Source organism: Amycolatopsis sp. NPDC059235, assembly GCF_042754125.1.
In the GTDB taxonomy this organism is placed as follows: Bacteria; Actinomycetota; Actinomycetes; order Mycobacteriales; family Pseudonocardiaceae; genus Amycolatopsis; species Amycolatopsis albidoflava.
Window position 1 is genome coordinate 153208 of record NZ_JBHZAG010000004.1, and the last position, 18426, is coordinate 171633.

Sequence of the window (18426 nt, forward strand, 5' to 3'; positions counted from 1 at the left end):
GCAAAGGAGCTCCGGATGCCGCCGAGCGTCGCCCGTACCCCTGTCCTGGAAGCGCTGCACCAATCGGAACCGGGAGAGTGGACGCAAACCTGCACTGCCGACGAGATCGCCGCGCAATTGCCCGAGGCGGGAGGGAAGCCGTATCCGCTCGCGGTGAAAGCGAACATCGCGGTGCGCGGACTGCGCCGGTCCGCGGGATGCGCGCTCCTGGACATCGGACCGGAGGAGGCCGACGCCCCGGTGGTCGCGCTGCTGCGCCGCTCCGGCGCGGTGGTCGTGGGCATGGCGAACATGCACGAACTCGCCTTCGGGATCACGTCTCACAACGCGAGCTACGGCGCGGTGCGCTTGCCCGGCCGTCCGGGCTACCTGGCAGGGGGATCCTCGGGCGGCAGCGCCGCGGTCGTCGCGCGCGGCCATGCCGAGGTCGCACTGGGCACGGACACCGGGGGCTCGATCTCGATTCCGGCCAGTCTGTGCGGGGTCGCCGGATTCCGCCCCAGCACCGGACGCTGGCCGACCGCGGGCATCGTCGGCCTGTCGTGGACGCGGGACGCTCCCGGGGTCTTCGCGCGATCGGTGCGGCGCCTCGCCGAGATCGATCTGACAATGCTCGGCGGAGCAACCGGCCAGGACCCGCGGCAGGACCGCCCGCGGATCGGGATGCCCGCCGAACTGTTCCGCGAGTTGCACCCCAGTACGCAAGCGGCGGTCGATTCGGCTTTGGACGCGCTCGCGGACATCGTCGAGCTGGTGCCGATGGAGCTCGCGGAGGTGGGAGAGCTGACCACTGCGGCGGCGATGCCGATCGTCTGCTGGGAAGCCCGCCGGCTGCTCGGCGACGTCGCCGGGCGCGCCCTTGGCCTGAACGCGGAGCAGGCGTTCGCCCGGCTGGCCGCGGAGGTGCGCAGTCCTGATGTCCGGCAGATCCTGGTAGCGGAGCTGGAGTCCCCGGTATCGCCCGACGCGTACGCGATCGCCCAGCGGCAAACCGAGCAAGCGAGAGCGCGCTACGCGGACCTGCTGCGCAAGCACGCACTCGACGCGCTCGCATTTCCGGCCACGCCCGCACCGGCACCGCCCGTCGACTGTGCCGGGACGGTGGAGCATCTGGGAAGCCACGTCGACGCTTTCGAGCTATATACCCGAAACACGACGCCAGGCGCGATGTTTGGGGCTCCCATGGTCACCTTCCCGCTGGCCACCCCCGCGGCGGGTCTTCCGGTCGGGCTGACCGTCCAAGGAGCGCGGTTCGACGACCGTCGTGTGCTGCTCCTCGCCGAACGAATTGAGGAGACTTTGTCGAACACCGCCAACCGGGCTGGTTGATTGGGCTGGAGCGCGAATCCCGCAGAAACAGGTGATCGCGCGCTACCGCACTTTCTTGGTCGTTCTGCGGAGTTTGCCGCGCAGCGCGCGCAGGGCGATCGGCCCGAGGTCGTCGACCACCTCGATGAGCACGGCCAGCCGGTCGAGTGCGTCCAGGGCTGCCTGGGTCCCGTCCGGGTCGACGCCTTCGTAGAGCTCCAGTCCGACGAACCCGGCGCTCACTGCGCGTGCGAGGCCCGCGGTGTCGATCACCTCGGATACCGGGGAGTCGGCCAGCAACCTGGTCAGGGCATCCTCGATCGGGGCGATCCACAGTTGCAGGGCCGCTGCGGAGGCTTCGGCGAGTTTGGGGTCGGCCTGCGCGCCGGCGAGCATCTGGGCGAGCACCGTCACGTTGCCCTGGGCGCGTTCGTCGGCATGCAGGGCGCGGCCGAGCGCGAGAAGCTGCCGCAGGTCGGTGACCTGGCCGAGGCGTTCGGCGAACGGTGCGACCCTGGCCTGCGTCGCGGCGAGGCACGCGGCCTGGAGCAGGTCGTGGACGGTGCCGAAGTGGTAGAAGACCAGCGCCTGGTTGACCCCGGCGGTGGCCGCGATGCTCCGCGCCGTGGTCCCGTTGAGCCCGTGCGTGCGGATCGTCTCGATCGTGCCATCGATCAGGCGTTGTCGGGTGTCGGCCACGGCTTCACCGTAGAGGCCCCGACAGCCGGCGACCGACGGCACCCGGGTGCGGCAGCCGCTCCGGCGGGCCGGCGGGCCGGTACTCGAAATGCCACCACTCGTTGTCGTAGACCCGATAAAGGTGATGGCGTGCGCCGTACCGCTCCAGCCAACACGCACCTTCGACAGGTCGCACGTCCAGGGCCGTCCCTGCGACGTGCTGGGACTCATCCGGCGGCAGTGCCCGCAGCCGGGCCGCCGTCGACGACCCGCTCCGGCGGACTTCCGCGGCGAACAAGCGTTCCTGTTCCCCGGCATCCCGGTGTCCCGAGGTGAGCCCGATGAGTTCGCCGTCGCGCCATAACGCCTGCGTGCGCGCTGCGATGAACGCCGCACGGGTCGCCGGCGTCAGGCCAGTGAGGTCCTCGGCGGGAAAACGCACAGCCAGGGCCCATTGGCAGGCCGTATGCCGAGCTCGGCGCGGCGTGACCACGAACGCCACCGGCAGCAGTGCTACAGCCAGCAGCCGGGTAATCGCCCTGTACCAACGATCACGGCGGTGTGCACAGCCGCGATCGGGACAGACGCTGGTCATCGCTACCCCCACTCCGGTCGTGCGCACGACCGCCGACCCCGCTTTTGAGCAGTTGCTCAAATCGGAGCATAGACGAGATTTGAGCAACTGCTCAAGGGGTCTTGCCGTCGACTTGAGTGCGTCGACGGCCGAAGCCGGGATGTAGCCGTGCGGCGGCGTTGACCGGTGCAGACCTCGACGAGCCGCGCGGGATCGCCGGTGTACCAAGCGGCCAAGCGGGGAGCAAAGCCCCAGACCGCGGCGGTCTGGGGCTTCTTTCGTGCTCTGGTTACTGATCAGTTCCCCGGGAAAGCCCTGGATTCACGTCGACGCCTTTCTTCCCGCGTCCGTCCCCGGCGAGCGAATGCTGCCGAGCAAGCCCGGACGCGACCTCGTGCGCCGGGTTTCCGCCCCAGCGGGCGTTCTCCGGGACTTCCTCTCCCTTCATGAGGAAGGAATTCGCGGCGAGTGACGAGCCCTGGCCCATTCTCACGCCGTAGTGCACCAAGGCGTTGACTCCGACGGAGCAATCGCTGCCGATGGCGATGCGGTCCATCTTGAAACCGCCGTCCTCCTGCGAATGGCACTGGACGACGGAACCGGCGTTGAGCGTGACGTCGTTTCCTATGCGTACCAGCGTTTTTTCCGCGATGAAACAGCCGTCGTCGAACAGCCTGCGGCCGACTTTGGCGCCCAGCAGCCGCCACGTCAGCGCCTTGAACGGGGTGCCGTTGAGCAGTTGGATGTGCTCGGTCGCGGACGCCGCTTTCCAGAACCGTTCGTGCCGCCAGAAACGCCGGTCGTAGATCGAGCACGACATCGGGCGCAGCGGCCGGACGAGGACGGCGATCCGCTCCACGGCGACGAAGTACGCGACGCTGTAGAGGGTCATGCCCACCGCGTCGAGCGCGAACAGCGGAGCGCCGAGCTTGGCGTAGTAGATCTTCGACGCCCAGGCCAGCAGGATCAGCCCGAAGGTGAACAGCCATTGGTACAGGACGAACATCAGCATGGACACCGTGTTGTGCCGGGTTTTCGCGGCCAGCCCGCGCCGGAATTCGGCCGGGGTTCCCGGATGGCCTAGCTGGCTGTCTCGGTCGACCGAGCGCGGGATTTCGAAGCTCGGCGAGCCGAGCAGCCCGACGTTCGAGCGGAGCGGGCCGTCGAGGGGCACCAGAACCTTGGTGGCCAGCAGGCAGTTGTCGCCGGTCCTGGCTCCGGCCGGGTAGGCGATGTGGTTGCCGAGGAAGCTTTTCGCTCCGACGCGCACCTGGGACAGTCGGAAGGAAGTGCTGGTGTACTCGGCGTTGAGGACCGACAGCCCGTCGGCGACCATCGTGCCCGCGCCGGTCGCGAAGAGGAACGGGTTTTCGAACTTCTCCTGTTGCCCGAAATTGGAACCGGTCTGCTCGGCCTTGGAGACCCTGCAGCCGACGCTGCGGAGATAGTGCACGATGGCCGCGCTGTCGCCGAAGACGTCCTTGAAGAACCGTGCGTTGGAGAGCCGCCGGATCACCCGGTGCGCGGCGTGGCGCGGGCCGTAGAAGCGGTAGGTCTCGCCCGGTTTGAGGAGCGGGTTGAGCAGCCGGGGCACGGTGACGCTGAGTGCGAAGCTGAGCAGGCGGACTCCGGCGAACAGGATCGCGGAGACGATAAGGGCCTTGCCGTAGAACTTCGCGTCGGTGAAGTCGAGTTCGGCCGAGCCCAGTCCGAGGAGCGGGTTGAGCTGCGGAGCGGCGACCAGCAGCAGATAGAGCACGCCGAGCGCCAGCGGGGTCGCCACGAGGACCGCGAACAACAGCTGGCGCACGGCGAACCAGGCCCGGCGGACGCTGCCGCAGGACCTCGGCTCGACCCGCCGGTACCGCACGTCCGCCGGGACCGCGGGCGAACCGTGCCAGCTCTCCCCGTCCGGGACCGTCTGCCCGGGGTGCAATGCCGAGGCATGCCCGAGCTCCGCGCCGTCGCCGACCCGGGTGTCGATGTCGAGCACGGACATCTCGCCGAGGTAGGCGTGCGCGCCGATGTCGACCCGGCCGGTCCGGAGCACCCCGCCTTCGGCGCGGTAGGTGGTGAAGTAGGTGTCCTTGCAGATCACCGTGCCTTCGCCGATGGACAGCAGGTCGGTGCACACCGGCACGAAAGCCGACAAGGCCGTCACACCGCGGCCGACCTTGGCTCCGAGCGCCCGCAGGTACAGCGAGTAGAGCGGCGAGCCGGAGAAGAACGGGAGCAGCGGATTCCGCTGGACGAGGGTCTTGACCAGCCAGAAGCGGACATAGCCCAGGCTCCACACGCGGATCTCCCTCGGCGTCCACCGGCCGACGAGAACCCATTTGAGCGCGATCGGGACCGTGCTCCCGATGAACAGCACGGCGGCGCCGAAGGCGACCGAACGCAGGTAATAGCTCAGCACTCCGGAACCGGCGATGAGCCAGTCCGTGCCGATGCCGAGGATTTCCGCGGCCAGCAACGAATAGGCTGCGAAGAGCAGCGCTTGCAGCACTCCGCAGCCTAGGTATTCCAGCGGGCTCGCTCTTCGCCGCGGTCCGGCCGGTTTCGCCGGGGGCTGTTCCGCGGCGAGACCGGGGGCCGCGGATTCAGCGGACTTGGCGACAGTTGCGGTCGCGGCCAGCCCGGCGGCGGTGGGGGTGCGGTACACGTCTTTCATAGACACCGACGGCAGTTCCGGCCGCTTGCGCACCCGGGCGCAGAACTGCGCCATCATGAGCGAATTGGCTCCGAGATCGGAGAAAAAGTTGCTGTCGACCGGAACCTGCTGCCGTCCGGTCAACTCTGCCATCACGTCGGCGAACGCCCGCCCCGTTTCGTCCGGAGGGCAGGGGCGGACGACCGGGGATTCGGTGAGATCCATGCCGCGACGATCGCACGACGCGATTTCGGCGTAACCGCTCAATGGCGGAGTTTGACTCTTTCGCAACCTGTTTGATGTGCAAGGTGTATGACAAAAGACTCAATGCGGTTAATGGAGGTCCAGACCGCTTTGGATTATGTTTTTCGTGGCTGCGGGTAATTGGTGCTGGAAACGTTGTCCGGTGGTGTAATCAATGCGGTTATCGCAAGATGGGTACTGGTCGATATTGTTTCGTCGCGTTCGCCGGGGCTCTGTCGGATAAGAATTCTCGATGGCTTGTGAAACTGGGGCGAATGGTAATGCGAATATTCCCTTTCGGGGGATCCGGCGGCGCGGACCGGTCGGAGTCGCCGGAGGAGCAAGCTGATCGCGGCGTTGCGGACGTCTCAGTCGTCGTCCTCGCGGGCGAGTCGGAGCAGCACCTCGCGGCACCGGTCGGCGACGGCGGGTTCGGCGAAGTCCAGCAGCGGAATCGTCCGGATCGCCTTGCCGCGGACCGACCTGCAGGGCTGGGTTCTCCACGACTGGAGCGACGAAAAGCCCTGGAAATCCTGCGGTCCGTCCGCGATACCGCTGCGGTGCGCGCCCCGGAATGCGGCAACAGACGATGCTGGCCGGTTCCGCCCCCGGAGGCTCCGGTCCGTCCGGCGGGCAACGACCACCGTCCGGACCGGTGCCGAAAATAGGCGGGCTTAGCGGCCGAACAGGGACTTAAATCCCTCCGGGACGCGCTCACCCTGGATATTGGCCGCGGCCGCCTCGATTCGTTGCAGGTCACTGGGCGTCAATTCGACGTCGAGCGCTCCCAGATTCTCCTCCAGGCGATGCAGTTTGGTAGTGCCGGGGATCGGCACGAACCACGGCTTCTGCGCCAGCACCCAGGCGAGAGCGATCTGGGCCGGCGTGGCTCCCTTGTCGCCGGCGATCTGCCGCAGCAAGTCGATCAGGGTTTGATTGGCCTGCCGTGCTTCGGGAGCGAAGCGAGGCAGCATGCGGCGGAGGTCGTTGTCGGCCAGCGAGGTGGTGGGAGCGATGGTGCCGGTCAGATAGCCCTTTCCGAGCGGGCTGTAGGGCACCAGGCCGATGCCCAGCTTCTCCAGGGTCGGGATGATCTCGGCTTCGTGCTCTCGCGTCCAGAGCGAGTATTCGCTTTGCAGCGCCGTCACCGGCTGCACGGCGTGGGCGCGGCTGATCGTCGTCGCGCCGGCCTCCGACAAACCGAAGTGCTTGACCTTGCCTTCGGCGATCAGCTGCTTGACCGTGCCCGCTACCTCTTCGATGGGCACGTCGGGATCGACGCGGTGCTGGTAAAACAGGTCGATGCGATCCGTTCGCAGCCGCCGGAGCGAGGCCTCGGCCACCCGGCGGATCTGCTCGGGCCTGCTGTCGAGCCCCGAGGCCGGGGTCGGGCCGTGCTCTCCGTGCTTGAGCCCGAATTTGGTCGCGATCACCACCTGGTCGCGGACCGGTGCCAGCGCCTCGCCGACCAGTTCTTCATTGGTGAAAGGGCCATAGACTTCGGCGGTGTCGAAGAAAGTGACACCGAGGTCGGCGGCGGCCCGCAGCAGCCGGGTCATCTCGGCTGGGTCCGGGGTCGAACCGTAGAAGAAGCTCATGCCCATGCACCCGAGTCCCAGGGCGGAAACTTCGAGATGCTGTCCAAGTTTGCGTTTCTGCACTGGAGAGTGCTCCTTCGGTAAGCGTCATCCGGCCTAGTGCTCCCGCTGTTCAGCCGGGGCCGGTTACCGCAGATTAGGTCGCTGTGCGGGCAACGGGGAGGCCCGGCCGATACAGGTACTGCCGGTGCCCCCTTTGCCCGGCGGGCAGACAATCTGTCCGCGCAGAATTGTTCCTTGACTGAACTTGCGAATAGCTGTGAAAGTGATGGAGTCATTTGTCGGGACGAATATGCAACGAAAGTGCACGAAAACCTGATTCCTCTCCGGAAGGCCGCCGCTACCGTCGGAAACGGGCGGCAACCACGCCCAGAGGGACGACAGGGAGGATCCGCACATGCGTACGCTCACAGCGATTTTGGCCGGTACCGCGGCCACGAGCGCACTGCTGCTGGGAACCGGGCCCGCGCTCGCGGCCGGGCCCGCCCAGCAAACCGGCGCCCACATCGCCACGATCCAGGTTTTCTCCAGCGGCGACATTTACCGGGTAGAACTGCTCAAGCAGGCCGACGTGGACCAGGCGGTCAGACTTATGAACGGCCAGGCCACGCATCCGGGAATTCCGATCGGCGACATCGTCCGGGGTTCCTCCGGCGTCAACACCGGCTATGACTGGCACATCGACCCCGCCACCTTCCAGTGGGCCGACAGCACCGCCGAAGCGTGCGACGGTCAACCGCACGAAGTCAGCAACGCGAGCGAATGGAAAGTGAAGCAGTACTGCCCGTGGACTATCAAAGTCGTAGCGGTCACCCCGGAAAACTGACCAGATTCGAGCTGGGGGCGGTCGTGAGGCTGTCCCCAGTTCGAACGCAGGCCTCGCAGTGGCGACGCACCTTTCCGCAGCGCCGGACGGGCTCGAACGACGGACATCGACTCGAAACGTAGAAAGTAGTTACCCGGAGGTTTCTTGGTTCGAGTCCAGGCGGGGGAGCAAAAGCCCAGGCCAAGCGCCTGGGAGTTTTCGTGCGCGCCAACGACAAGCTCAGGTGTCCAATAACTGTCCAACTATGGACGCGAGGTCAGCCGGTGTCGCCCACGCCGAGCGACTCCAGTCCAGCTTTGGCGCGACACGACGAGACATCAGGTGACGACCGGCCGGATAGGTTCCGGTTAACCGGAGGTTTCTTGGTACGAGTCCAAGCCAGGACGCAAAAGCGCTGGTCCAAGGCATGGGCTCTTTACGTGCTCGCGCGCGACAGCCCATACTCTCCCAAAACTCTCCAACTATGCGCGCGGAGTCAGCCGCGAGGCAGTCAGCGGATACCCGGCCGCGGAATGCGGACGCCGGCGGATCGGAGCTTGCCCTCGACAAGCGCCAGAGCCTTCGCCGCGGCCGAGCCCTGTTCTTCGCCGTGGTGGGCGATCAGGTGGTATCGGGTCGCGGCTTCGGTGCGGGCCTGCAGACCGGTCACGATCTTCAGGTGGGCCGGGTTGGCGAGAAAGTGCTCGGCCATCGCGGTGGCGAGTTCTTCGACCCGAGGGTCGTCCGGTTCCCAGGTCGAGGCTTCGGCACCACGCTTGATCAAGGCGACGTAGCGCGGGTCGTCCAGGGCGTGTTCGAGATCGGCGAGATAGTCGTCGAAGCCTTCGGGCGCAAGGGCTTTGGCCAGCACCCAGCCCTCCCTCGTCGCCGCTACCTCGGGGGCGGGGAAGCCTAGGCCGCGCATCCGCTCCAGCAGCGCCGCGGCGCGGTCGGACAGCAGTGCTCGGTCGCCGTCGGCGAGGCGGCTCAGCAAGGTGCGTCGCTCGGTCAGCTCCGCGATCCGTTCGGTGAGTTGCCGTTCGACGTCGGCTAGGGCGGTGGCGAGCGTGGCGGCGTCGGCGTCGAGCAGGGTTCCGATCTCGGCCAGCGGCACTCCGGCCGACGCCAGGGTCCGGGCCTGGACCAGCCGCAGCAACTCGGCCGATCCGTACCGCCGGTACCCGGAGCTGTCGCGTTCGGGCTCCGCGACCAGACCGAGTTTGTGGTAGTGCCGCACCGTTTTCACCGTGACGCCGACGAATGCCGCCGCCTGCCCGATGGTGACCCCGTTCTTCATCTGCTCAGCCTGCCTGGTGCTCGCGCGGCATGGCCCGGCTCCCCTCAGAACACTTCGCGCAGAAGCCTTTGCTGGGCGCTCTGGAACGCTGCCGCGACGGACATGCTGGCGTCGTCCACGCAGTTCAGGGCGGCGGTCAGGGTCTTGCTTCCGTCCGGATTGCTGTACATCAGCGCCGCGTGGCCGCCTTGCGCCCCGTTGTGGGAGATGACCGTGCCGCCGTCTTCGGTGGTCAGCACGAACACTCCCAGGCCGTAATCCATGTTCGGGATGCCTGTCGGGTAAGGGGCGCACATCTCGGCCACCAGATCGGCTGGCAGGAGTTTGCCGCCCAGCAGGGCGGAAAGGAACGTGGCCAGGTCGTGGACCGTCGAGATCATGTCGCCGCCGGCGGACACCCAGGAAGGGTCCTGCCGGGTGATGTCGACCGTCTTCCGCGCACCGGCGTTCTCGAGGCGGTAGTAGGCGTGCGCGTGCGGCTCGGGGATCTCCGCGTCGCCGGGCACCAGGGTGCCGGACAACCCGAGCGGCTCCGCGATCCGCAGCCTCGTCTCCTCGGCCGCCGAACGGCCGGTGACCTTCTCGACCAGCAGCCTGGCCAGCACGTAGTTGGTGTTGGAGTAGCTCCAGCCCGTCCCCGGCTCGAACCGCGCCGGGCTGGTCAGCGCCAGTTCGACCAGTTCCTCCGGCCGGTACGTCGTGAACCGGCGGTTCAGCCACGCCTCGCCCTGGGGGCCGTAGGGCATGGGAATCCCCAGCGCGAATGTCCCGTCCTCGTTCACCTCGCCGGTGAAGTTGAACAGCCCGCTGGTGTGCTGCAACAACATCCGGACGGTGATCCGTTCGTCCAGGCCGAACTCGGGAAGGTAGCCGGTCGCCGGGGCGTCCAGTGCGACCCGGCCCTCGGCCACCAGTTGCAGCACCAGCGTCGCGGTGAAGGTCTTGGTGTTGCTCCCGATCCGGACGTGCCCGTCCGTCGCCGGTTTCGCGCTCCCGCCCAGCTCTGCCGCCCCGGCGCTTGCGGTCCATTCGCCTCGGTCGTCCTGTACCAGCAGCGACACCCCGACGAAGCCGGAATCGACGATTTCCTCGATCGTCTGCCGCAACTTCGGACGGTCGAGGGCGGTGGGGATCGTCATGGTGATTCGCTCCTGCGGGTCGGTACTGCCCGGTCGGCTTCGTGCCGCTGCGACGAGCCTCCACCTTGACCCGAGGTCAACCTCAACTGTGACCTGGCTCATGCCTTGGTCAGGCTTGCGTGCGGCCGGGTGGAAGCGGAGCGTTATCTCAACCGGACACCCCGGACAGAGGTGCCCGCCCAGGTCTTCGATCTTGGCGGGGCAACAAGATCCCGCTGCGCGGCGTCAGGGGGATGTCTTCGTGCCGACAGAAACTGCCCTCGGTGCGGCTGCGGGCTGACCTGGCCGAGTCCAGTTTGGCGACGCCCGGCAGCTCCCGGTTTACTGCCGGTTTTCCGGCTGGTCTGGGACGCGTCGCGGTTCCATGGTGGTCGGTGGCACTCCGGCAGCCGATTCCTGCTCGTCCCGCGCAGTCCACCGTGAACTGCGCGGCCGGGGCGTGCTCTCTCGGAAGGGATTCTCACGATGACCCTCGTTGCGCGCGGCAGCCGTTCGCGCTGTTTGGCTGGGGACCACGGGGCCGCGTTGCGTTCGTTGCGCACGGCGGCCGAGCAGTACGCCGCGCGGGGCTGGCCGGTGCTGCCTGGGCCGGTGTGCGACGGGCTGACCAGCTGGGATCCGGTCACTCTCGAGCTGCTCGGCGGCCGGGAGACGGCGGTGTCGCCGTCCGGTGCGACCGTCGACCGCCGCGTGATTTCGGAGTGGTGGTCGGTGCATCGGCAGGCGATTCTCGCGCCGGTCGGGCGGCATTTCGACGTCCTGCGCACTACCGCCCACCTCGGCTGGCGGACGCTGGCCGCCTTCGAAGGCGGCTTGCCGCTCGGTCCGGTGGCGTTGTCGCCGCACGGGGCGTACTTCTTCGTCGAGCCCGGCCTCCGGGTGGACTGCGAACTGGCCCCCGGGGTTGAGGTCCTCGCGCCGGGGGACCTGGTTGTCCTTCCGCCGAGCAGGGTCGTCTCGGGGGTCGTGTGGTGGCGCATTTCGCCGGCGGATCGCGACGCGCTAGGCGACGGTGCCGGGATTCTGGGCAAGCTTGGCGACCTCTCCGGCGAATCCGGGTGAGAAACGCGACGGCCCGAGCCGGAGGGGATACGCACCAATCCCTCCGGCCCGGGCCGTGCCGATCAGACCCCGGAGACCTGCTGAATCCAGTCCCGGCCCGCGGCCACGCTGCCGTAGGTCGTCACGCTGGAGCGGTCGCTCGTCGAGCACACGCCGACCTGCACGCCGTCGTCCACCATCGGTCCGCCCGAGTCTCCGCCGGCCACGGCACCGTTCGGGGTGCTCGCCGTGATCGCGGGTCCGCCGGCGTTGTCGCTGTCCTGGGTGTTCGAGATCGTGACGACGGCCTGCTTCAGCACGCTCGACTGGTGGTGGCCCTCGTCGCTGCTCTGCGTCGCGCCCCAGCCGTACACGGTGGCGCTGTCGCCCTCTTGCGCGTCGTTGGAGCTGCTGGCCAGGCGGGCGAAGGTGCTGCCGCCGTCGGTGTCCAGTTTGATCAGCGCCAGGTCGCCGCCGGAGTAGACGTACGTGGACGAGGCTTTGGCGTGCACGCCGCCGCTGGCGCTGTTGGAACCGACGTAGAGGTCGATGTCCGTGAGGCGCTGGCCGTTGTTGTCGTACATGCAGTGCTTCGCGGTGAGCACCCAGCGGCTGCCGATAAGCGTGCTGGTGCAGAAGAACGTGTACCCGTTGGCGTGGCCGTTGAACCGCGTGATGTAGCCGGGGTTCTGCGCGGTGCTGCCGCCGATGATCGACGGCTGGGCCTCGGGCGCGGCGGGGCTCGCGGACGCGGGGGTCACGGCGAACGCGCCGAGCACCGCGCAGGAACCGGTCAGCACGGCGAGGGCCCGGGTGAGTGCGCGCATGTCGCTCCTTGGGGAAGGCGTTTCCGATGGGGACGCTTCCGAACGTAAGCAGCGCGGCGCCGCGGCGGAATCCGCCGAAACGCCCGTCGCGGGCAAGCGGCGGCAACGCGACTTTCGACGGGTTGCCAATCGGTGAAACAGTGCCGACAATCCGTCTCAGTCCGTTTTTTCCAGGAGGGGCGAAATGCGGTTGTTCGCCTCGGCTCCGGTGCGGGAGCAGCTGGCCCAGGCACTGGCCGAAGGCCCGTTCGAACGCGCCCTCTCGCTGGCGATCGAGCGCAGCGGCCTCGGCCTGGCGCGGCTGCGCGAGCGGCTCGCGGCGTCCGGCGTTCCGGTCAGCACGACCACGCTCAGCTCGTGGCGCACCGGTCGTAGCCGTCCGGAGCGGCCGGAATCGTTGCGGGCGTTGGCCTTGCTGGAACCGGTGCTGGACGTGCCGCCGGGCACGCTGCGCGCGCTGCTCGACCGGCCGCGCACCGGTGGCCCGGCCCCGCGCGCGGCGCGGTGGGATCGGCTGTGGGAGAACCGCAGCCTGCTTCCGATGGTGCTGAATTCGTTCGAGGATTCTTCCCCGGAATCGGTTAGCGTGCACGAAACGCTGCACGTCGACGCCAAAGGCCGGATGCGCAGTCTGCACGTGCGAGAAGTGCTGCGGGCGCTGGACGAACCGGCTTTCGTGCGCATTGTGGCGCTGCGGGGATTCACACCCGGACAGTCGCCGGAGCTGGTGTCTGCGCGGTATTGCCGTCCGGGGATCGTGCAGACGACGCCGGAGCAGGCGTTCTCGGTGACAGAGCTGGTGCTGGACCATCCGCTGGCGCCGGGCGAGACGGCGATCGTGGAGTACCGGTTCGCGTTCCGGGACGAGGAACCCGACTCGCGCTACGACCGGCGGTTCCGGCTGCCGATCGCGGAACACCTGCTGGAAGTGCATTTCGATCCGGCGGCGTTGCCCGTGGAATGCGTTTCGTACCGGCAGGATTCGCCTGCCGGGCCGGAGCTGGAGACCGCGGAGGCGCGGGTGCGGTCCGGCGTGCCGGTGCACGTCATCCGGACCGGGCAGGGGTCCGGGATTCACGGGATGCGATGGCGGTGGTGAGCCGCCGGGCGTCCGGATTCCACTGAGGACACCCTTGTTGAGTCCTTCGTGGACGGACGTCTTCCGTGCGGAGCGGAGCGCTTCGCGTGCGGGCGGCTACTGAGAGTCCGATTTCCGCTGACTGGCGGGGCATCGCTGCGCTGTTCGGCCGAATTTCTGTTTTTCCTCGCGAGTAGCCAGTTTTGGCCGGGACGGTCCGGGTAGCCGACCCCACATGTTCCCACGGCCAGGTGTGAGTGGACGCGACGACGGCCGGAGGCGGGATGGCTGAGGAGCGCCGATCGCCTGCCGGGCTCATGCGTGATGCGCGCGCGGTGTTCGAGGAGCTGACCGAAAAGGACATCGAGTCCGTGTCGGCGTTCACCAAGGACGGCGACGGCTGGAAGCTGTTGGTGGAAGTGCTTGAGCTGGAACGGGTTCCGGACACCACCAGCCTGATGGCCACCTATTGCGTCCGGGTGGACGCACAGGGCGGCTTCCTCGGCTACGAGCAGGTGCGGAAGTACGCGCGCGGCCAGGTCGACGCGTGAGAGAGGGAAAGGGGATTTCATGACCATGGCGACCGGACGGTCGAGCTCGGGCAGCCAGCTGCAGCGGGGGCCGGGAACCGGAAACCTGTACGACATTCTCGAACTGATACTGGACAAGGGTCTGGTGATCGACGCTTTCGTCAGGGTTTCGCTGGTGGGCATCGAGTTGCTCACTGTGGACGCGCGGATCGTGGTGGCCAGTGTGGACACTTACCTGCGGTTCGCGCAGGCGTGCAACCGGTTGGACCTCACGCGCGCTTCGAGCGCCACGACGCTGCCCGACTTGCTGGGCGAGGTCACCGAGAAAGGCGCCAAAGGAAAGTCCAAAGGCGCGCTGACCGGTGCTGTCGAGACCTTTGCCGAACAGTTCCAGAAGTCCAGCGACAAGGACGGCGAAGAGGCTGAGGAGCGCCCGCGCAGCCGCAGCCGGCGCAGCAGTGCGAGGTCGAGCGAATGAGCACTTACCTGTACGGCATCACGTTCGCCGATCATCCTGCCGAGGTGGGCGATCTGCGCGGCGTCGGGCCGTCGCCGGCGCCCGCGCGGGTGCTGCCCGCTGGGGACGAACTCAGCGCGGTAGTAGGCGACGTCGAGGGCGAGCTGCGGGCGAAACGCCGGGATCTGCTTGCCCATCAAGAGATCCTGCGGGCATTGTGCGACAGCGGGCCGACGTTGCCGATGCGCTTCGGTATCGTCGCCGACGACGATACCGCCGTGGCGCACGAGATCGCGGCCAAAGCCGAGGTGTATACGGCTGTCCTGCGACGCGTCAGCGGGCACGTGGAGATGAACGTCAAAGTCTCGCACCGGGAAGAAGCCGTCCTCGGGCAGATTCTCGCCGGGGACGAGGAAATCCGGAACCTGGCCGCGAGCCTGCGGGAGGACGCCGGACGCGGTGAGGCGGAACAGGTCCGGTTCGGCGAGCTGGTCGCCGGCCGGCTCGAGGAACGCGAGGCCGAGGACGCCGACGCGGTGCTCGGCTATCTGCTCCCGCTGGCGTCCGAGCATTCTCCGGGACCTCGGGTCGACGGGTGCTTTTTCAACTGCTCCTTCCTGGTGCCCAAGGAGAAAACAGCCGAATTCCAGGACGCGGTACAGCGGCTGCGGGCTCTTGTCGAGGAAGTCGCGGAGGTCCGCGTGCAGGGACCGTTGCCGCCCTACAGCTTCACCGAGGACCAGTAATGGGATTGCTCGGCGAGCTTCTCCTGCTTCCGCTGGCGCCGGTGCGGGCAGCCGCCTGGGTGACGGAGCAGGTCGTCGATGCCGCTGAGCACGAGAAAATCGCACAGTTGCGGCGGGAACTGGTTTCCCTGGAGGGAGATCTGGTGGCGGGCCGCATCAGCGAGGAGGAGTTCGACCGCGGGGAAGACGAAATACTCGATCTGCTCGAAGAATTCGACCGGGGGGTTGCCGGATGAACGGAGCGAACAGATGACACCGGGAATGAAGGTCGCGGCCGCCGTGGTCGGCGGTTACGTGCTCGGGAGAAGGAAAAAAGCCAAGCTGGCCATCACCATGGGCGCGTGGCTCGTCGGGAGGAAACTGAATCTCGACCCGAAGAAGCTGCTCTCGGACCTCACGCACGAATTGGCTTCGTCGCCGGAACTGGCCGGGGTGCGGGATCAGGTGCGGGACGAGGTGGTGGGTGCGGGCAAGACCCTGGCCGCGGACATCCTGGCGCATCAGGCCGGGCGGCTGGCCGGTTCGTTGCAGGGGCACACCGAGAACCTCCGGGACAAGGCCGCCGGGCTTCCTCTTGGCAGCAGCCAGGATTCGCCTGATGGGGAGCCGGACGACGGCGAGGACAGCGATACGCGGCCCCGCAAACGCACCGCGAAACCGCGCAGTTCGGCTCAGGGGGAGCGCAAACCCGCGCGCAAGACGTCCGGCGGATCGGCACCGCGGAAGCGGGCGCCGTCGAACAGTCGGGCGCAGAAGAGTTCGGGGGTGAACCGTGGCTGAATCCCGTTCTGGCAACGACGAAATCGGACCCCTGGCGAAGCTTCGGGAACTGGCTTCGCGCAATCCCGCGACAGAACAACTGCTGCACGCCGGAGAGGAGTACGCACAGGCGAAGGCCGAGCAGGTGATGTCCTCGGCGGGCAGCAAACTGGGCGAGGCGTCCCGTCGGCTTGCCGATGCCGGAGGAAACGGCTCGCTGAAGGGATTGTTCAGCGTCGGCGAGAAAATCGCCGAAGGGAAATCGCCGGTCAGGTCGATGGTCGAGGCCGGCGGCAAGGCGGTGAAGAACTCCGTGTCGGGTCTCTTCGGCAAACGCGGGGGAGGGTCCGGCGGCAAGAAGGTCATCAACATCATCGAGGACATCGACGTCGGCGTGCCGGTCCGCGAGGCGTACGACCAGTGGACGGAGTACCAGAAGTTCAGCAGCTTCACCAAGGGCGTCACCGGCGCCGAGCAGACCGGCGACACCACTTCGCAGTGGCGCTTCAAGATTTTCTGGTCGAATCGGTCGATGAAGGCCACCGTCACCGAACAGATTCCCGATGAACGGATCGCGTGGACCACCGAAGGGGCCAAGGGTTCGATCAAGGGCGTGGTGACTTTTCACGAACTCGCCCCGAGCCTGACGAAGGTCCTGCTGGTCATCGAGTACTACCCGTCCGGTCTGTTCGAGAAGACCGGCAACATCTGGCGCGCGCAGGGCCGCCGGGCGCGGCTGGATCTCAAGCACTTCCGCCGGTTCATCACGATGGCCGGGCAGGCGTCGGGAGACGGCTGGCGCGGCGAGATCCGCGACGGCGAGGTCGTGCGCTCTCCGGAGCAGGTGCGCGAGGACGAGGACGAACCGCGCGAGGAGGAGGACACCGGCGGCGAGCCCGAGGACGAGGAGTTCGACGAGGACGAGCCGGAAGAACCCGAACCCGACGAGGTCGATGACGTCGAAGAGGAAGACGAGGACGTCGACGAAGACGAACCCGAGGAAGACCGGCCCCGCGGCCGCCGGACAGTCTCGGCACGGTGACGAGGAGGCAGCAAGATGAGCGAGTCCAGCCTGTCCGCCGGGAGGCCGCTCGGCGTGTCCCGCGCGGGTTCCGGCGGCGCGAACCTCGCCGACATCCTGGAACGGGTGCTGGACAAGGGAATCGTGATCGCCGGGGACATCCAGGTCAACCTGCTCGACATCGAGCTGCTGACGATCAAGATCCGGCTGCTGGTCGCGTCGGTCGACCGGGCCAAGGAAATGGGCATCGACTGGTGGGAGCACGATCCGTCGCTGTCGTCGGGCTCGCGGCGGGACAATCTGGTCGAGGAGAACGAACGACTGCGCGCGCAACTCGAACTCGCGCGGGGAGAGCGAGCCGAACAGTGAGCTGGTATTGCTACGCGGTCGCCGAATTCGCGCCGGAAAACCCGGCCAAGGGCGTGACCGGGCTCCGGGCCTACCCGGTTTCCGCCCTTTCCGCGGCTGGGCTGACCGCGCTGGTCAGCCCAGTCCCGGACGAGGAGTTCGACGACACCGTCCTGCAGGCCAACCTGGAACATCTTCCCTGGCTGGAAGAAATCGCCCGCGCGCATCACGCCGTCGTGGACGAGGCGAGCCGTCGGACCGGCGTGCTGCCGCTGCGGATGGCGACGATCTATCGGGACGAGCACCGGGTACGAGAAATGCTAGCCGAGCATTCCGCGCAATTTATCGAAGCGTTGCGCCGGGTCCGGAATCATGCCGAATGGGGCGTCAAAGTCTTCGCCGCGCTCCGCAACGCTCCCGAAGAGGAGGAACCCGCCGACGGCCGTTCCTATTTGCGGCAACGACTTCGCCAACGCAAGGCACGGGACGCCGGTACTGACGAAGCAATCGTGGTCGCCGAGCGCATCGAACGAGAGCTTATGCAGTTGTCCGCGGAAATTCACCGGCACCGCACCCAAGATCCCGCCCTGACCGGCCGCGCGGACCGCAACATCCTCAACCTCGCCTGTCTGGTCCCCGAAACCTCCCGGGACCGCTTTCTCGCCCGGATCGAGCAACTGCGGCAACCGGCGGAAGCCGGAATCGCCGTCGAGGTGACCGGCCCGTGGGCCCCGTACTCGTTCGCGGGGATCTCGTGAGCGCCGCGGTGGAGCACCCCGACCGGCTCGCACTGGTCGACCTGCTGGACCGCCTGCTCGCCGGCGGCGTGGTGCTCACCGGCGACCTGGTGCTGTCAGTCGCCGAGGTCGACCTGGTGCACATTTCCTTGCGCGCGTTGATCACCTCGGTCCGCGAAGGTCGTCCGGTGCCGTGGTGAAAGGAGCGACGATGAACGAGGCCGAGGAACTCCTCGGAGCAGCCACCAGGCTCGAGACGGATGCCGATTCGGTGGAACGCGACCTGATGAAATTGGTCCTGACCGTCGTCGAACTGCTCCGGCAGCTGATGGAACGCCAGGCCCTGCGCCGCGTCGAGGAAGGCGGACTGACCGAGGACCAGGAGGAACGCCTCGGCCTGACCCTGATGCTGCTCGAACAACGGCTGACCGAACTCCGCGACCGGTACGGGCTCGCGGCGGCGGATCTGAACCTCGACCTGGGGCCGTTGGGAACGCTGCTGTAACCGCTCCCGCGATAGGCGCAGCCGACCGGATCGAGAAGGAAGACGGAGGGTCGCGGCCGGCGGCGGTTGCGGTGCGGCAACTGGA

Annotated in this window: 21 protein-coding genes; 14 read left to right on the forward strand and 7 right to left on the reverse strand. The window is 67.5% G+C overall.

Annotated elements, in window-relative coordinates:
- Positions 1-15 precede the first annotated feature (15 nt).
- Positions 16-1329, forward strand: coding sequence for an amidase family protein (locus ACFXI3_RS04395; protein WP_378397993.1), 1314 nt, complete (start codon positions 16-18; stop codon positions 1327-1329).
- A 42-nt stretch (positions 1330-1371) separates the two neighbouring features.
- Here the strand turns inward: ACFXI3_RS04395 and ACFXI3_RS04400 are convergent, their stop codons facing one another.
- The 4 genes from ACFXI3_RS04400 to ACFXI3_RS04415 all read right to left on the reverse strand — a co-directional run bounded on the left by ACFXI3_RS04400 (position 1372) and on the right by ACFXI3_RS04415 (position 7114).
- Entirely contained in the window at positions 1372-2007 is a 636-nt protein-coding gene (locus tag ACFXI3_RS04400) for a TetR/AcrR family transcriptional regulator (protein ID WP_378397995.1), read from the reverse strand.
- Between the two features lie 4 nt (positions 2008-2011).
- Entirely contained in the window at positions 2012-2581 is a 570-nt protein-coding gene (locus tag ACFXI3_RS04405) for a D-alanyl-D-alanine carboxypeptidase family protein (protein ID WP_378398082.1), read from the reverse strand.
- 268 nt (positions 2582-2849) lie between these two features.
- A complete protein-coding gene (locus tag ACFXI3_RS04410; protein WP_378397997.1) occupies positions 2850-5435 on the reverse strand; it encodes a Pls/PosA family non-ribosomal peptide synthetase in 2586 nt (861 codons plus the stop codon).
- A gap of 692 nt (positions 5436-6127) precedes the next feature.
- Entirely contained in the window at positions 6128-7114 is a 987-nt protein-coding gene (locus tag ACFXI3_RS04415) for an aldo/keto reductase (protein ID WP_378397999.1), read from the reverse strand.
- Between the two features lie 334 nt (positions 7115-7448).
- Here ACFXI3_RS04415 and ACFXI3_RS04420 point away from each other — a divergent pair, with 334 nt between their 5' ends.
- A complete protein-coding gene (locus ACFXI3_RS04420) occupies positions 7449-7877 on the forward strand; it encodes a hypothetical protein (protein ID WP_378398001.1) in 429 nt (142 codons plus the stop codon).
- A 490-nt stretch (positions 7878-8367) separates the two neighbouring features.
- Here the strand turns inward: ACFXI3_RS04420 and ACFXI3_RS04425 are convergent, their stop codons facing one another.
- Both ACFXI3_RS04425 and ACFXI3_RS04430 read right to left on the reverse strand, forming a co-directional pair.
- Positions 8368-9153, reverse strand: coding sequence for a MerR family transcriptional regulator (locus ACFXI3_RS04425; RefSeq protein ID WP_378398003.1), 786 nt, complete (start codon positions 9151-9153; stop codon positions 8368-8370).
- A gap of 44 nt (positions 9154-9197) precedes the next feature.
- On the reverse strand, positions 9198-10292 hold the full coding sequence (locus tag ACFXI3_RS04430; RefSeq protein ID WP_378398005.1) for a serine hydrolase domain-containing protein: 1095 nt from the start codon (positions 10290-10292) through the stop codon (positions 9198-9200).
- A gap of 465 nt (positions 10293-10757) precedes the next feature.
- Here ACFXI3_RS04430 and ACFXI3_RS04435 point away from each other — a divergent pair, with 465 nt between their 5' ends.
- On the forward strand, positions 10758-11354 hold the full coding sequence (locus ACFXI3_RS04435; RefSeq protein WP_378398007.1) for a bifunctional DNA primase/polymerase: 597 nt from the start codon (positions 10758-10760) through the stop codon (positions 11352-11354).
- Between the two features lie 62 nt (positions 11355-11416).
- Here the strand turns inward: ACFXI3_RS04435 and ACFXI3_RS04440 are convergent, their stop codons facing one another.
- A complete protein-coding gene (locus ACFXI3_RS04440) occupies positions 11417-12160 on the reverse strand; it encodes a S1 family peptidase (protein ID WP_378398009.1) in 744 nt (247 codons plus the stop codon).
- Between the two features lie 184 nt (positions 12161-12344).
- Here ACFXI3_RS04440 and ACFXI3_RS04445 point away from each other — a divergent pair, with 184 nt between their 5' ends.
- From ACFXI3_RS04445 to ACFXI3_RS04495, 11 genes are all read left to right on the forward strand, one after another.
- Positions 12345-13259 (forward strand): hypothetical protein, encoded by a 915-nt coding sequence (locus tag ACFXI3_RS04445; protein WP_378398011.1) that lies wholly within the window; start codon positions 12345-12347, stop codon positions 13257-13259.
- Positions 13260-13522: 263 nt separating this feature from the next.
- Entirely contained in the window at positions 13523-13789 is a 267-nt protein-coding gene (locus ACFXI3_RS04450; RefSeq protein WP_344284112.1) for a gas vesicle protein, read from the forward strand.
- 19 nt (positions 13790-13808) lie between these two features.
- Positions 13809-14246 (forward strand): gas vesicle structural protein GvpA, encoded by a 438-nt coding sequence (locus ACFXI3_RS04455; protein WP_378398014.1) that lies wholly within the window; start codon positions 13809-13811, stop codon positions 14244-14246.
- Positions 14243-14971, forward strand: a complete 729-nt coding sequence (locus ACFXI3_RS04460; RefSeq protein WP_378398016.1) for a GvpL/GvpF family gas vesicle protein — start codon at positions 14243-14245, stop codon at positions 14969-14971. Before ACFXI3_RS04455 ends, ACFXI3_RS04460 begins: the two co-directional genes overlap by 4 nt.
- Positions 14971-15207, forward strand: coding sequence for a gas vesicle protein GvpG (locus tag ACFXI3_RS04465; protein WP_344284121.1), 237 nt, complete (start codon positions 14971-14973; stop codon positions 15205-15207). The genes ACFXI3_RS04460 and ACFXI3_RS04465 overlap by 1 nt, the downstream gene beginning before the upstream one ends.
- A gap of 13 nt (positions 15208-15220) precedes the next feature.
- A complete protein-coding gene (locus ACFXI3_RS04470; protein WP_378398019.1) occupies positions 15221-15751 on the forward strand; it encodes a hypothetical protein in 531 nt (176 codons plus the stop codon).
- The gene (locus ACFXI3_RS04475) at positions 15744-16772 is read left to right on the forward strand and encodes an SRPBCC family protein (RefSeq protein WP_378398021.1); all 1029 of its coding nucleotides are present in this window, start codon (positions 15744-15746) and stop codon (positions 16770-16772) included. The genes ACFXI3_RS04470 and ACFXI3_RS04475 overlap by 8 nt, the downstream gene beginning before the upstream one ends.
- Before the next feature lie 15 nt (positions 16773-16787).
- Positions 16788-17120, forward strand: coding sequence for a gas vesicle protein (locus ACFXI3_RS04480; RefSeq protein WP_378398023.1), 333 nt, complete (start codon positions 16788-16790; stop codon positions 17118-17120).
- On the forward strand, positions 17117-17857 hold the full coding sequence (locus ACFXI3_RS04485; RefSeq protein WP_378398024.1) for a GvpL/GvpF family gas vesicle protein: 741 nt from the start codon (positions 17117-17119) through the stop codon (positions 17855-17857). Before ACFXI3_RS04480 ends, ACFXI3_RS04485 begins: the two co-directional genes overlap by 4 nt.
- Positions 17824-18036 (forward strand): gas vesicle protein, encoded by a 213-nt coding sequence (locus ACFXI3_RS04490; RefSeq protein WP_378398026.1) that lies wholly within the window; start codon positions 17824-17826, stop codon positions 18034-18036. Before ACFXI3_RS04485 ends, ACFXI3_RS04490 begins: the two co-directional genes overlap by 34 nt.
- Positions 18037-18047: 11 nt before the next feature.
- Complete coding sequence (locus ACFXI3_RS04495) at positions 18048-18341, forward strand: gas vesicle protein K (protein ID WP_344284139.1); 294 nt, start codon at positions 18048-18050, stop codon at positions 18339-18341.
- The last annotated feature ends 85 nt before the right edge of the window (positions 18342-18426 follow it).